Source organism: Hymenobacter sp. 5317J-9 (assembly GCF_022921075.1).
In the GTDB taxonomy this organism is placed as follows: domain Bacteria; phylum Bacteroidota; class Bacteroidia; order Cytophagales; family Hymenobacteraceae; genus Hymenobacter.
Genome location: NZ_CP095051.1, coordinates 66,641 through 81,100 on the forward strand (window position 1 = coordinate 66,641; position 14,460 = coordinate 81,100).

At 63.5% G+C, this 14,460-nt stretch carries 13 protein-coding genes; 9 read left to right on the forward strand and 4 right to left on the reverse strand.

Annotated features, from left to right (window positions below; all coding sequences use genetic code 11):
• Positions 1-107: 107 nt before the first annotated feature.
• Both MUN81_RS22400 and MUN81_RS22405 read right to left on the reverse strand, forming a co-directional pair.
• The gene (locus MUN81_RS22400; RefSeq protein WP_245117507.1) at positions 108-449 is read right to left on the reverse strand and encodes a hypothetical protein; all 342 of its coding nucleotides are present in this window, start codon (positions 447-449) and stop codon (positions 108-110) included.
• A 97-nt stretch (positions 450-546) separates the two neighbouring features.
• Entirely contained in the window at positions 547-1,419 is an 873-nt protein-coding gene (locus tag MUN81_RS22405; RefSeq protein WP_245117508.1) for a hypothetical protein, read from the reverse strand.
• A gap of 486 nt (positions 1,420-1,905) precedes the next feature.
• Between MUN81_RS22405 and MUN81_RS22410 the strand changes: the two genes are divergently transcribed.
• The 8 genes from MUN81_RS22410 to MUN81_RS22445 all read left to right on the forward strand — a co-directional run bounded on the left by MUN81_RS22410 (position 1,906) and on the right by MUN81_RS22445 (position 12,799).
• Positions 1,906-2,232, forward strand: a complete 327-nt coding sequence (locus MUN81_RS22410; protein WP_245117509.1) for a DUF6660 family protein — start codon at positions 1,906-1,908, stop codon at positions 2,230-2,232.
• A 173-nt stretch (positions 2,233-2,405) separates the two neighbouring features.
• Positions 2,406-6,854, forward strand: coding sequence for a CusA/CzcA family heavy metal efflux RND transporter (locus tag MUN81_RS22415; RefSeq protein WP_245117510.1), 4,449 nt, complete (start codon positions 2,406-2,408; stop codon positions 6,852-6,854).
• Between the two features lie 48 nt (positions 6,855-6,902).
• Positions 6,903-8,084, forward strand: coding sequence for an efflux RND transporter periplasmic adaptor subunit (locus MUN81_RS22420; RefSeq protein ID WP_245117512.1), 1,182 nt, complete (start codon positions 6,903-6,905; stop codon positions 8,082-8,084).
• Positions 8,085-8,097: 13 nt separating this feature from the next.
• Complete coding sequence (locus MUN81_RS22425; protein WP_245117513.1) at positions 8,098-8,769, forward strand: HNH endonuclease; 672 nt, start codon at positions 8,098-8,100, stop codon at positions 8,767-8,769.
• Between the two features lie 41 nt (positions 8,770-8,810).
• Complete coding sequence (locus tag MUN81_RS22430; RefSeq protein ID WP_245117515.1) at positions 8,811-10,853, forward strand: heavy metal translocating P-type ATPase; 2,043 nt, start codon at positions 8,811-8,813, stop codon at positions 10,851-10,853.
• Between the two features lie 19 nt (positions 10,854-10,872).
• Positions 10,873-11,718, forward strand: coding sequence for a hypothetical protein (locus MUN81_RS22435; RefSeq protein ID WP_245117516.1), 846 nt, complete (start codon positions 10,873-10,875; stop codon positions 11,716-11,718).
• Complete coding sequence (locus MUN81_RS22440; protein WP_245117518.1) at positions 11,715-12,506, forward strand: transporter; 792 nt, start codon at positions 11,715-11,717, stop codon at positions 12,504-12,506. Before MUN81_RS22435 ends, MUN81_RS22440 begins: the two co-directional genes overlap by 4 nt.
• Positions 12,507-12,532: 26 nt before the next feature.
• Positions 12,533-12,799 carry a hypothetical protein gene (locus MUN81_RS22445; RefSeq protein WP_245117519.1) on the forward strand — a complete coding sequence of 89 codons (267 nt, stop codon included), beginning with the start codon at positions 12,533-12,535 and terminating at the stop codon, positions 12,797-12,799.
• 35 nt (positions 12,800-12,834) lie between these two features.
• On the opposite strand, the gene MUN81_RS22450 is transcribed toward MUN81_RS22445, so the two are convergent.
• Together MUN81_RS22450 and MUN81_RS22455 are read right to left on the reverse strand one after the other, a co-directional pair.
• Positions 12,835-13,095, reverse strand: a complete 261-nt coding sequence (locus tag MUN81_RS22450) for a hypothetical protein (RefSeq protein WP_196294838.1) — start codon at positions 13,093-13,095, stop codon at positions 12,835-12,837.
• Positions 13,096-13,291: 196 nt separating this feature from the next.
• Entirely contained in the window at positions 13,292-13,537 is a 246-nt protein-coding gene (locus MUN81_RS22455) for a hypothetical protein (protein ID WP_245117521.1), read from the reverse strand.
• A gap of 497 nt (positions 13,538-14,034) precedes the next feature.
• On the opposite strand from MUN81_RS22455, the gene MUN81_RS22460 reads away from it, so the two are divergent.
• On the forward strand, positions 14,035-14,370 hold the full coding sequence (locus MUN81_RS22460) for a hypothetical protein (protein ID WP_245117522.1): 336 nt from the start codon (positions 14,035-14,037) through the stop codon (positions 14,368-14,370).
• The last annotated feature ends 90 nt before the right edge of the window (positions 14,371-14,460 follow it).

The window sequence follows — 14,460 nt, forward strand, 5'->3', positions numbered from 1 at the left end:
TTATTTTATTTACTCTCTCATAGTTGGCTCTTTAGCGGCTAACACGACAAAGATACGAAAAATTTACCACAATCGAAAATAATTTACCACTAACGAAAATGAGCAGCTTACGCCACTGGCTCAGTTAAGTCAAAGCACAGGGGCTTCACCGGCTGGCTGTAGTAGATAGCGACCCGGTTCACCCGGTCCCGAATGCCGCCAGTCTCATCGAGCACGATGGATGGCGGAAAATCAAAGTGCACGTGCAACCGGGCTGCGTCGATAGGGTCGGTAAAAGCATAATGCAGTTCGCCGCCGGTGTCCGACCGCCACCCGTCCTCGCGCCACCACTGCGCGGGGCGGTTGCCCTGGGCCAGCAGGAATGCAATGACGGGGCGCAGGTGGTCGGTGCGCGGGTCGCAGCCTGGGCCGTGGTCAGCTCCCTGGACAGCAAGTTGAATTCGGGGCATATGGAGCTGGTGAAAGGTACAAAATACGCCTTTGCGGGGGGCGCGGCCCTCCTGCCAGACTGCGGGCGCCGGCTTCCGTGGCACCGGGGCAGTTGGGCTAGGGCAACGGGCTGACCACTGGCTTCGGGTGCCGGTTCCGGCATTCCAGCCAGCTGCGTGCCTCGCGCTCGGCCTGCTGGTAGCGGCCGGCTCGCCGTGGGTCAGCCGCACGAGCGGCGGCCCGCTGGAGCCGTTGCGTCCGAGCGGCCTGGTGGGCGGGGTTCCCGGGGTCGAGTAACTGGGATTCATCTGCCACCCGGCCGCCGCGCTGCACCAGCGCGTCGTGCGTAGCCAGCAGGTAGAGAATACGGTTCCGCTTGTACGGCCAGTGCTCCAGCAGCTCGTCTAGCTCGTTCATCGCGGCCTGGTAGGCCAGCGGGTCGCGTTGCAGCTGCGCGGCCGTGTAGCGGGGCCGGGCGGCAGGCCGGTTGTGCGGCCGGGGCCGGGCGGGCGCAAACGCCAGGGCCTTCGCTTGCGGCGGCGCTAGCGGGGCCTGGCGCGGCCCTCTGCCGGTTGGGGGGCCTTGCTTGCGACGCTGGCTTTCGACCAGGGCGGCTTCGGCCAACGCCAAGTTTCGGGCGTGGCGGGCGGCCTGCTCCGGGTTAGACCGCTGCCCGTAACGGCGCTCATTGAGCATCAGAGCGTGTACGTTCTCCTGGTCCTCGTCCCACACCTCCTGCTCGGCCCAATGCACGGCCCCGCTGTCGAAAAACGCCTGGCGTAGGGCCAGCAGCGCGACGGTGCGCGGCAGGTTTCGGGGCCACTGGTCCACCAACTCGTCCAGCTCGTTCATCGCCGCGAGGAAGGTCGGGTACTTATGTAAACTGAACAGCGTATAGGCCGGCCGGGTGGGGTCGCCCCGGAAGGTTTTGACCGGGTAGAGGTGCGCCTGGAACCGCTGGCGAAACTGTCTTTTTTGGCTTCCTGTCATCCTACAAGATACGACAGAAATGGCGTATTTACCCCTAAAAAAGGCATTTTAGAGCCCCAAAAACCGGGCCTGCTGCGCAGCCCACTCCCTGCGTTTGACCAAGGGTTGGGCATCATGCAGCTGGTAGCCCGGCAGCTGCGCAGTTACGCCAAGCTTTAGGCCAGTTAGCAGCCTGGAGTGAGCAGTAACGGGACGGAACGCTCACCCAGTAGGCCATTGCTTTTGAGCAGCTAAAGCAAGCAAGGAACTGAATAAACGTCCGCGCATCTTCAAGCTCTGGTCAACCAGCACGGCGCGGCCACTGCTACGATAACGCTCACGCGGAATCGCTTTGGAGCCACTGCAAGAGCGAATTCCTGACGGTGGCCGTTTCCCTGGCCTGCCAAAGTCCGGCTAAGAATCAGCCCCTACATCGCCTGTCACAATCTCCCGAATCTGTCCAGCTAAGCTAGCCCACCTCGTTATCCATTGTATCTTTGCCAACACATGCGCCTGCTCGCCCTGTTTTTTGCCTTCTACTTCGCCTGCCTCTCGTGCCTTTCCTGCACGGACGAAGTACCCGTGTGCAAGGACCAGCAGCAAACAACCGTGGCCGCTTCGCATTCCGATTGCGGGGCCGGCGCGTTGGGCGACTGGTGCTCGCCGCTGTGCCAGTGCCACTGCTGCGGCGGGGCCGTGATGCCCGTACCGCTGGGCAATCAGGCAGCCTATACTCCGCCCACTGAGTGGGCTACCAGCCTCCGGCACGGCCGGCTGGTTGTGGCCGCCCCAACGCGGGCGCTTGGGTCTGTGTGGCAGCCGCCCCAGGCCTAACCCTTCCCCTATTTTCCTGCTGACCACCCCTCCGGGTGGCCCGTCGCGGTGCGTGACGGGCGATTTAGCGTTTGGCGCTGAGTCGGTTATGCCCTTTGTGCTCCCGCCGCTTGTGCCGGAGCCACCGGGCCGCAGGGTTTCACGGAAGCGTTAGACCTAACCCCAACCAGCGGATGTTCGACCGGCTGATTCATTTTTCTATACACAACAAGCTCATCATCGGGCTGCTAACCCTGGCCCTGGTGGCGTGGGGCGGCTACTCGCTGAGTCGGCTGCCGATTGACGCGCTGCCCGACATTACCAGTAACCAGGTTGTCGTTTACACGGTGGCTCCCTCGCTGGCCGCCCAGGAGATTGAGCGCCTGGTGTCTTTTCCCGTGGAGCAGGCCATGGCCACCATCCCGGGGCAGGTTGAAGTGCGCTCGTTTTCGCGCTTCGGCCTCTCGGTGGTCACCGTCGTGTTCGAGGACCAGACCGACATTTACTGGGCCCGCACGCAAGTATCGCAGCGACTGCAGGAGGCCGAAAGCCAGATTCCGGCCGGCACGGGCCGCCCCGAGCTGGCCCCGCTCAGCACTGGCCTGGGCGAGGTGTACCAGTACCTGGTGCGCGCCAAGCCGGGCTTTGAGAAGAAATACAACGCCACCGAGCTGCGCACCATTCAGGACTGGATAGTGCGTCGGCAGCTGCTGGGCACCCCGGGGGTGGCCGACGTGAGTTCGTTCGGCGGGCTGCTCAAGCAGTACGAGGTGGCCCTCGACCCGGAGCGGCTGCGCTCGCTGGGCGTCACCGTGAACGAGGTGTACCAGGCCGTGGCCGCCAACAACCAGAACGCCGGCGGGGCCTACCTCGACCAGAACCCCACCGCCGCTTTCATCCGCACCGAGGGCCTGGCCACCTCGCCCGCCGACATCGGCAACATCGTCATCCGCAGCACGCGCACCGGCCTGCCCGTGCTGGTGCGCGACGTGGCCGACGTGCGCTACGGCGCGGCCGTGCGCTACGGGGCCATGACCCTCAACGACCAGGGCGAAGTGACCGGCGGCCTGGTGCTCATGCTCAAGGGGGCCAACGCCGCCGAAGTCATCCAGGACGTGCAGAAGCGCATGGCCACCATTCGCAAAACCCTGCCCGAAGGCGTGAGTGTGGAGCCTTTCCTCGACCGCTCTAACCTGGTGGACCGGGCCATTCACACGGTGAGCAAGAACCTGCTGGAAGGGGCGCTAATTGTGGTGTTTGTGCTGGTGCTGTTTCTGGGCAACTGGCGCGCCGGGCTGGTGGTGGCCTCCGTCATTCCGCTGGCCATGCTGTTTGCCGTGAGCATGATGCGCCTGTTTGGCGTGTCGGGCAACCTGATGAGCCTCGGGGCCATTGACTTCGGGCTGATTGTGGACGGGGCCGTCATCATCGTCGAGGCCATCATTCACCGCCTGCACGGCGGGCATCTGGTGGTGCAGGGCAACCGCCTGAGCACCGAGCAGATGAACGAGGAAACCTACCACGCGGCCAGCAAAATCCGCTCCTCGGCCGCGTTCGGCGAAATCATCATCCTCATCGTGTACCTGCCGCTGCTGGCCCTGGCTGGCATCGAGGGCAAGATGTTCCGGCCCATGGCCGAAACCGTGGCCTTCGCCATTCTCGGGGCATTTATCCTGTCCCTGACCTACGTGCCGATGATGTCGGCGTTGGCCCTGAGCCGGTCGACGGAAAACAAACCGACCATTTCCGACCGGATGATGGCCTTTTACACCCGCCTCTACCACCCGCTGCTTAAAGGGGCCTTGCGGCACCAGGCCGCGGTGCTGCTTACGGCCGTGGGCCTGCTGGTGGGAAGCTTTTTCCTGTTTCGCACCCTGGGGGGCGAGTTCATTCCGACGCTGACCGAAGGCGATTTCGCGGTGGAGATGCGCGTGCTCACCGGCTCTTCGCTGAGCTACACCATCGAGCAGGCACAAAAGGCCGGTGGGATTCTCAAAAAGCAGTTTCCCGAAGTCAAGGAAGTAGTCGCCAAAATCGGGGCCGGCGAGATTCCCACCGACCCCATGCCGGTGGAGGCCGCCGACGTGATGGTGATTCTCAAGGACCAGAAGCAATGGACTTCCGCCCCCAACCGCGAAGAGCTGGCCGATAAGATGGCCGATGCCCTAAGCGTCATGCCCGGCGTCACGTTTGGGTTTCAGCAGCCCATCCAGATGCGCTTCAACGAGCTGATTTCGGGGGCCAAGCAGGACGTGGTGCTCAAGATTTACGGGGAGGACCTGCAGCAGCTGGCCGACTACGCCCAGCAGGCCGGCCGGCTCGTGCGCCAGGTGAAGGGGGCCGAAGACGTGTACGTGGAGCAGGTAACGGGCTTGCCCCAGATTGTGGTGGCGCTGGACCGCAACCGCCTCGCCCAGTTCGGCCTGAACGTGGCCGACGTGAACCGCACCGTGCAAACGGCCTTCGCCGGCGAAACCGCCGGTCAAGTCTTCGAGCAGGAGCGGCGCTTCGATTTGGTCCTGCGCCTGCGCCAGGATTTGCGCAAGGACATCAACAGCGTGCGCCGCCTGTTCATCGCCGCCCCCAACGGCCGGCAGGTTCCCCTGGAGCAAGTGGCCAGCGTGGAGCTGCGCGAAGGACCCAACCAGATTCAGCGCGACGACGCCAAGCGCCGCATCAGCGTGGCCTTCAACGTGCGGGGCCGCGACGTGGAAACGGTGGTCGAAGAGCTGCAGGGCAAGATTGACCGGCAGCTCAAGTTTGCCCCCGGCTACTACACCACCTACGGCGGCCAGTTCGAGAACCTGCGCCAGGCCACCGACCGCCTGAGCGTGGCCGTGCCGGTGGCGCTGGTGCTCATCTTCGTGCTGCTGTTCTTCACCTTCCGCTCCTTCAAGCAGTCGGTGATGATTTTTACGGCCATCCCGCTCTCGGCCATCGGCGGCATCGCGGCGCTGTGGCTGCGGGACATGCCCTTTAGTATTTCGGCCGGGGTGGGCTTCATTGCCCTGTTCGGGGTGGCCGTGCTCAACGGCATCGTGCTCATCGGCTATTTCAACCAGCTCAAGGCCGAAGGGGTGAACGACCTGATGGAGCGCATTCTGCGCGGCACCGAAGTGCGCCTGCGGCCGGTGCTGATGACGGCCACCGTGGCCTCGCTCGGCTTCCTGCCCATGGCCCTGGCCCAGTCCGCCGGGGCCGAAGTGCAGCGCCCGCTGGCCACCGTGGTCATCGGCGGACTGGTGTCGGCTACGCTGCTCACACTGCTGGTGCTGCCCATGCTCTACGCCCTTTCCGAGCGCGTGAAGGCCGGTGGCGCGAATGGGGAGCCGCAACCAGAAGTTACTTCCGCTGCCCCCGCGAAAAGCCTGCCCGTGGCCTCGGGGCTGCTTTTGCTGCTGCTCGGCCTGCCGCTGCTGGGTCGGGCGCAGGGGCCGCTGACTGCCGCGCAGGCCGTGAGCCAGGCCCTGCAAACCAACGGCACGGTGCTGGCCGGCACCCGGGCGCTGGAAGCCCAGCAGGCCATCCGCCGCACGGCCTACGACTTCGGCCGCACCACGCTCACCGGCAGCTACGGGCAGTACAACTCCCTGAACCGCGACAACCAGTTCACCATTACCCAGTCGCTGGCTCTGCCCGGCGTTTACCGCAGTGCCGCCGGGCTGGCCGACGCCCGCATTGCCGGCCAGCGGGCGCAATTGGCGCAGGTGCAGGCCGAGCTGCGCCGACAGGTGCGCCTGAGCTACGAGCAGGCCGTGCACGCCCGCCACCGCCTACGGGTGCTGCGGGGCCAGGACAGCCTCTACTCAGAATTTCTGCGCTCGGCCAACCTGCGCTTCAAGACCGGCGAGGCGGCCCGGCTCGAACCCGCCACGGCCCTGGTGCAGCAGGGCGAAGTCCGCACCCAGCTGCGGGCGGCCCGCACCGACTTCCGGGTGGCCCAGCGCCAGCTGCAGGCGCTGCTGCAAGTGCCGGCCGCCGTGGCCCTGGCCGACAGCGTGCTCCGGCCGCTCGCGCTGCTGGGGGCCGCCCAGCTGGCCGACACCACGGCCCCGGCGCTGGTCGATACGCTGCTGAAGCGCACCAACCCGCAGGCGCGGGTGCTGGCCCAGCAGGTAGCCGAGCGTCGCGCCGAAACCCGGGTAGAGCAGGCGGCCGGGCTGCCCGAGTTCACTGTGGGCTACTTCAACCAGAGCATCATCGGCTACCAGCGCCTTGACGCGGCCGGTACCGAGCGCTACTTCGGCGGGGGCTCCCGCTTCCAGGGCGTGCAGGCCGGGGTGGCCGTGCCCTTGTGGCGGCGGCCCCAAAAAGCGCGGGTGCAGGCCGCCCGCCTGCAGGAGCAGGTGGCCCAGGTCGGCTTCGACCGCTACCGGGCCGAGTTGGCCGGCCAGCTCGATGAGCTGCTGCTGCGGCGCACCGAGCAGCAGCAGCGCCTGGCCTACTTCGAAAGCACGGCCCTGCCGCAGGCCACGGTCATCACCCGCCTGTCGACGATTGCCTACAAGGCCGGCGAAACCGGCTACTCCGAATACCTGCTCAACCTGGAGCGCGCCCGCCGCCTGCGCCTCGACTACCTCGACGCGCTGCTGCAACACAACCAGACCGTTATCGAACTGGAATACCTCCTGGGCAGCCAGTAGCCCGGCCCGCGCCGCGCTACGCCTTCTCCCTTCAACTTCAGAATCATCATGCGATACCTAGCCCTCCCCCTGGTGCTGCTCGGCCTGCTAAGCGGCTGCGGCTCCAAGGAAGCCCCCACGGAAAAAGAAGAAACGGCCGCCGCCACTCCCGGCGGGGAAGCAGCCGAGAAAGACCCCGCCGACCGCGTCACGCTCACCGCTGCCGAGCAGCAGGTGGGCGGCGTGCGCCTGGGCTCCCTCACCGAGCGCCCCATGAGCGGGGGGCTGAAAGTGAACGGCGTGCTCGACGTGCCGCCCGAAAACCTGGTATCGGTCAGCGCCCCGCTGGGCGGCTTTGTGGACCGGACCGACCTGCTGCAAGGCTCGCGGGTGCGCGCCGGCCAGGTGCTGGCCGTCATCCGCAACCCCGACTTCGTGCAGTTGCAGCAGGACTACCAGGAAACCCGCAGCCAGCTCAAGTTTGCGAAAGCTGAATACGAGCGCCAGGGCGAGCTATACCGGCAGGAGGTAGCGCCCCAAAAGAACTTCCAGCGTGCCCAGGCCGAGTACGAGGCCCTGCAAGTGAAAACCAATGCCCAGGCCGCCCGCCTGCGTCTGGCCGGCCTGCCCATTGGCGGGACCATCGTGAGCACGGCCATCCTGCGGGCCCCTAAAGGTGGCTTCGTGAAGGCCGTGAATGTGAGCATCGGCCAGAGCGTGACGCCCACCGACGTGCTGTTTGAAATCGTCAACCCCGAGCACCTACACGTCGAGCTGACCGTGTTTGAAAAGGACATTCCGCAGGTGAAGGAAAAACAGCTGGTGCGCTTTTCCCTGGGCAACGACTCGCTGACCCGGGAGCGCACAGCCCATGTGTACCTCATCAGCAAAACCATCAGCGACGAGCGCACCGTGCGGGTGCACGCCCACCTGGACCGGGAAGACGAGCAGCTGCTGCCGGGCACCTTCGTGCGGGCCGTCATCGAAACCAACCGCGTGACCGTGCCCACCCTGCCGGAAAAAGCGGTGGTGCAGTACGGGGCCCAGTCCTACGTGTTCGTGGCCACCGATTCGGGCCCGGCCGCCGGCCGGGCCACCTACCGCCTCGTGCCCGTGACGCGGGGCGTAAGCGAAGACGGCTACACCGAGTTTCACCTGCCCGCGGCCGAGCAGGGCAAACCGCTGCGCTTTGTCGTAGAGGGGGCTTACGCCTTGCTGGGCAAGCTCAAAAACGCCGAGGAGGAAGAATAACGCCCCAGTCAAAATGGCCAAGAAAAACCCCAGCATCAGCCGAGAAATCGTGGGCATCAAGCTGCCCGCCCGCATGAAAATAGATAGCCTGAAAACGTCTATCAGACGGGCCTTCATCAACACCATCGTCCCGGAAGTCCGGCCTACGGCTGCCCAAGAGGCCGCTTGGCGAGCGCAGTTGGGCATTGCCCCGTTGGCAGTTGATGGACTCGGGTGCGTGTACTGCGGCCGACCCGCCACGCAACTCGACCACTTCCGCAACCTAACTGCGGCGGACGGCCGCCCCTCTGGCTACATCACCGACATCTATAACCTAGTGCCGTGCTGTAGTACCTGCAACAGCTCGAAGGCGGGCAAGCATTGGAAAATCTGGATGACGAGCAATGCCGCCAACGCGCCCAATAAAAGACTTAGCGCAACCGAGCTAGCAGACAGAGTGGCGGTGCTGGACCGGTTTGAGGTGTGGTCGACGCCGCTGGCAACGCGGCTTGATGTGCTGGCTCTGATTGGGGTATCCGAATGGGAGCAATACGAAGCCGACGTTGCTGCTGTGGTCGTGCTGCTGCAAGCCGCCCGCCAACGCAGCGACCGGTTTCACCTTCTCTTACAACAGGCTTACGCCGAGGCGCTGGTGCCGGCCGCGCAGCCAATCCCAACCGCTGTAAGCCCGACCGGGCTTCATTAACTACCAAGTTTTGTCCTTCCCTTTCTCACGTGCCTGATATTATGCCTGAACCTGCTTCTTCTAACACCGATGAGCCGTTGAACACGGCCAAGCAGGTTAACCCTGCCAACGCGGGGGCGGTGAGCCGCGCCCAGCTCACACCCCAGGCCGCCGCCGCACCCCAGGGCCACGACGTGCCCGGCCACGACCACGGCGGCGGGAACGACGGCCACCACCACGGCCCGGACGCCACTAACCCTTACCTCGTGCCGGGCATCAGCTTCGCGCTGCTGCTAGCCGGCATTGCGCTGGACTACTATAAAGTCGGTTTTTTCAGCGGCTACGTGCGCCTGGTTTGGTACGGACTGGCCTTCGTGCTGGTAGGCTGGAAGGTTGTGAAAGCCGCCGTGCTCAGCATTCCCAGCGGCAACATCTTCAACGAGTTTCTACTCATGAGCCTGGCCACGCTCGGGGCCTTTGCCATTGGCGAGTACCCGGAAGGGGTAGCCGTGATGCTGTTCTACACCGTGGGCGAGCTGTTTCAGGACGCGGCCGTGAACCGGGCCAAGCGCAGCATCAAGGCCCTGCTCGAAATTCAGGCCACCGAAGTGACCGTGGTGCGCGGCGGCCAGCCTCTGGTGCTCGACCCCAAAGCGGTGCAGGTAGGCGACGTGATGGAAGTCAAGCCCGGCGAGAAAGTAGCCCTCGATGGCACCCTCAACGGTAAGGCGGCCAGCTTTAACACGGCCGCCCTCACCGGCGAGTCGGCCCCGCAAACCAAGCAGCCGGGCGAAGCGGTGCTGGCCGGCATGATTAACCTGGAATCCCTGATTCAGGTGACGGTGACGACCGCTTTTAAGGACACCAAGCTCTCGAAAATCCTGGCCATGGTGCAGGACGCGGTGGGCCGCAAAGCCAAAACGCAGCAGTTCATCACCAAGTTTGCCAAAATCTATACCCCCATCGTGGTAGGGCTGGCCGTGCTGCTGATTGTGGTGCCCTACTTTCTGGTGAGCGACTACGTGTTCCGCGACTGGCTCTACCGGGCGCTGGTGTTTCTGGTCATTTCCTGCCCCTGCGCGCTGGTCATCAGCATTCCGCTGGGCTACTTCGGCGGCATCGGTGCGGCCTCGAAAGCGGGCATCCTGTTTAAGGGCTCCAACTTCCTGGACGTGCTGCGCGAAATTGATACCGTGGTAATGGACAAGACCGGCACGCTCACGCAGGGGGTGTTTGCCGTGCAGCAGGTGCAGCCGGCGGCCGGCACTACCCCCGAGCAGCTGCTGCGCCTAGTGGGGGCGCTGGAAACCAAATCGACGCACCCCATTGCCAAGGCGGTGGTGGCCCACGTCGGGGCGGCCGCGGCGGGCGTGCCCGTCGATAATGTGGAGGAAATTGCCGGCCACGGCCTGCGCGGCAAGGTGGACGGCCGCGACGTACTGGCGGGCAACACCAAGCTGCTGACTAAGTTCAGCGTGGCCTACCCGCCCGAAGTCGACCAAGTGGTGGACAGCATTGTGGTAGCGGCCGTGGACGGAAAATATGCCGGCTACCTCACGGTGGCTGACGCCCCGAAAGAGGACGCGGCCCGCGCCGTGCAGGAGCTGAAAGCCGACGGCATCAGCAAGCTGGTCATGCTCTCCGGCGACAAGGACAGCATCGTGCAGCGCGTAGCCAAAGAGTTAGGAATCACCGAAGCCCACGGCGGGCTGCTGCCCGAAGACAAGGCCAAATACGTGCAACAGTATCTCACCGAGGGCCGCAAGCTGACCTTCGTGGGCGACGGGGTGAACGATGCTCCGGTAGTGGCCCTGGCCGACGTGGGCATTGCCATGGGCGGGCTGGGCTCCGATGCCACCATCGATACGGCCGACGTAGTGATTCAAACCGACCACCCGAGCAAGATTGCCACGGCCCGCCGCATTGCCCGCGCCACCCATCGCGTGGTGTGGCAGAATATCTGGCTGGCCTTTTTTGTGAAAGGCATCGTGCTGGCGCTGGGGGCCGGCGGCGTGGCCACCATGTGGGAAGCGGTGTTTGCCGACGTGGGCGTGGCCCTGCTGGCCATTCTCAACGCCGTGCGGATTCAACGCATGAAATTTTAAGCTTAATTCCATACCGACCATGATTCACGGCGATAAAAAAGACAGTGACGTATTGCGGCACTACTGTCAGGTACTGACTGATAGTATTCAGACTGCTGGCCAATCATTCACCGAAGCGAACCAGATTCAACACACCTATCTGGATTTGCTTCGGCGGATGCGGTGCAGTTTACTGGGAGTCGTTGTCCATCTGGAGCATTGGCCCGAAATAATCGAGTTGAAGCTACCTATCTCATTGGCATTTCGCACGGCATTGACGGATGCCCTGACGGGTCTGTACCTGGCAACGTTCAACGACGATGCGCAGGCATTCCAGCATGAGCTAATGGTGCTTGACATTGAATATTTTAAGTATGTCAAAACCATTTTTGAAAACACGGCGCTGGAAATGCCTGGTGCCAGTGAAGCAGAGGTAGCCCAGGAAGAACTGACCCGCTGGACGGCGCTATATCAAAAAGCAGAGCACCTGCTACGGGTTCCTGGCGCTCCCCAGCTTAAAAGTCCGGAAATGCTGCGCGAGCCCCGGCATCACTACTTGTTTCAGGTACCGAATGGGCACACGCGCCCACTGTCTGAAAAAGATATGTTCAATCAAATCAAGGCGCACCCGGCAACGCAACATCTAGCCCGGTTGTACATCGTGCAGCGCCACTTATCGCAACAGCACCACTATGCCCCCGCTAACCGCGATTTTATCCAACTGCCGCCCGCCATCGACTGCCGGTACTGGTTCGAGGCCTTGGTTTACATTATTGAAATAAGCGGTATGCTCATGGCCTTATTAGATGTATCTCAGCCAACACGTCAAGAATTGGGTGAACACCAAGCAGCTTTGTTGGATTGGTTAGCTGACCGTGCCGAATGATACCGGTGGCAACTCCTTCCTGGCCCACCCTGTTAGGCTTTTCGCTGCTGCCGGCCGTGGTCATGATTGCCGGCGCGGCCCTGGCCGTGTGGCGGGCTCCCGGCCCGAAGCTGCGCAGCGCCATTCTGCACTTCGCGGCGGGCGTCATCTTCTCGGTCGTGGCCGTCGAGCTGCTGCCCGACATTGTGCAGCACCATGCGCCCTACGAAGTGGCGCTGGGCTTCGGGCTGGGTGTGGCCACCATGCTGGGACTGCGTTACTTCACCCAGCGCCTCGAAAAGAAAGAAGAGCCCGGGGAAGCTGGCAATGTGCAGGCCGGAAGCGCCGGCGTAACCGCCTCACCCACCGCGGCCTCCCTGCCCTGGGGCCTGCTGGTGGCCATTGGCATTGATATTCTCATCGACGGGCTGCTGCTGGGCATCGGCTTTGCGGCGGGCGCGAAGGAAGGCACCCTGCTGGCCATTGCCCTCACCATCGAGCTGCTGTCGCTGGGCCTGGCCACGGCCATTGAGTTGCGGCAGGATGGCCACGGCAAGGGCCGGGCCGTCGCGATTGTGGCCGGCACTTCGCTCATGCTGCTGGTCGGGGCGGGCATTGGCACCACGGTGCTGCGCGGGGCCACCGGCAACTTGCTCGAAATCGTGCTTTCCTTTGGCCTGGCCGCGCTGCTGTTTCTGGTCACCGAGGAGTTGCTGACCGAAGCGCACGAGGAAACCGAAACGCCGCTGCTCACACTGGCCTTTTTTGTGGGCTTCCTCCTGTTTCTAATTCTGGGCATGGTCGCCTGACCTCGCCCTTTTCAACTACGCTGCGCATGCACACCGCCAAAATTGGCCTGACCCTGGAGCCCACCGGCCGCCACCTGGCTTTCTCAAAGGAGCTGCTGGAAGTTGCCCACGTCTTTCGCCGCGTTGGAGGCGAGGCCTCCACCTGGCAGCGGGTGGCCGTCAACGCTCGCTCGCCCTTCCTTGATACCGACGTCTTTGCCCCCGGCACACTGTTGGAATACTACGTGCAGCACGAGACCCAGCAGGGCAAGCCGGAAGCCCGCAGCCATGTAGTCAGCACTACTGTGGCCTGATTAACAAATGGGCTTTGTACCCATTCCACCCTTGGCTAGCCGACTTTGGTTACGGCCCCCACCAACTGGTAGCCACCGCTTTCCAACGCGGCCTGAATGGCTTTGAGGTCGGGGCCGTTGACGTGGGCCGTGGCCACTTCAGCTTCGCCCACGGCCACGCGGTCCACTACCAGGCCCAGGCCCACCAGCCGCTCGCGCACCCACCTGATGCAGTCCGGCCCGCACATATTGTCGATGGTGAGCACGTAGCGCATGAGTTGCGTCATGCCGGCAGTATCGTCTTCGGGATAGGCCATAACCAAGTAGCTCGAAAGCCGAATTATACGGGACGCCGCCCAAATGCAACGGAATGGCCGGGGGCCGTGTTGGCCCCGCATGTGCCACCATCATAAGCCCGCCCTGAAACTTCAACGCTTCGGCATCTACCTGGCCCTGGGGTTGCTGGTGCTGCTGAGCCAGTATTACACCACGTAAGCAAGTCTGCCCACCCACCTACCGATGCCGCCGTGGGCGTTGCGTGGACGCCGGGGCGGGCGGCACCACCACTTCCTGAATAACCGAAAAGGTGTATGTCGTAACTTTCTTTCCGGGGTGTGCGAACGAGGCCGCCGGGGCCGATACCGGCGTCAGGGGCCGGGTAACTTCGTGGTAGAACTGCACCACCCGGTAGGCGGCAAATAACCCGGCGGCCACCAAGGTCAGCAGGGCCGTGTAAGCGGCAAATTTCTTCGTGCTCATGCTACGTGTTTGTTAAAAGCCGGGCACAAGGCCCGGCGGTTGAAGTGGGTAACCAGATTTGCGCGAGGCGGCGTTAATTCGCCCCGACGAGACTAAGTAGCCCCCCTGCCACATCGTCGGCAGTCCAAATGGCGGTGAATGGCAAACTTTTTTTTGAATTCGGGAAATGTTGGGGTTGCCCAGCTCGGACACTCGCAAAGGTGAGCGAAGCCGGCGAGCGGTTTATCTGATGCTGTCAGAAATACAACCCAATACAAGTCAGTGCTTTGCCAGAAATGCGCGCTCATTTATAGCCCGCTTATGGGGGCTGCAAGCGTGATTTAGCCGGGGGAACAGATACAACTCCATCACGGGACGGCAGGGCGGTAGTACGTTGGAAGGTCGGAGCAAAAATTCGGAGCAGGTTCATCGCTGCAAACCTGCGACCGTCGGGTAGCGATTCATAGGACACAAAATGTGTTTTCGTTACTTGCAATTGGTATTAACGCAAAACGCCATTGTCACTCCTCGACACCTCCCAGATTGCCTGCGAATACTGCCGGCGAAAGTTTGTCCCCAAGAAGCGGTGGGTGCAGAAATACTGCGGCAGCCCCTGCCGGGTAGCGGCCTGCAACCAGCGGGCCGGGCGAGCCCACCCGCTCGAAAGCCAGTCGGCAATCAAAGCCCGCCGGCGCAAGGAGCGCGGGCGCACGCCCACCGCCGTGGCCACTGCCCAGGCCTCTCCGGCAACGGAAGAAATCCTGGCCGCCATCGGGCAGCTTGCCGGGCGCATGATGGCCATGGAACAGCTGCAGCAGCAGCTGCTGGCCTTGCTCCTGCCGCCGGCCACGTAGGCCCTCGCCTTGCCGCACACAAAAAAGCCGCCCCGGTTATGGAGCGGCTGAAAACGGCCAAGCCCGTTGTACCAGTTTCGCAGCGTACGC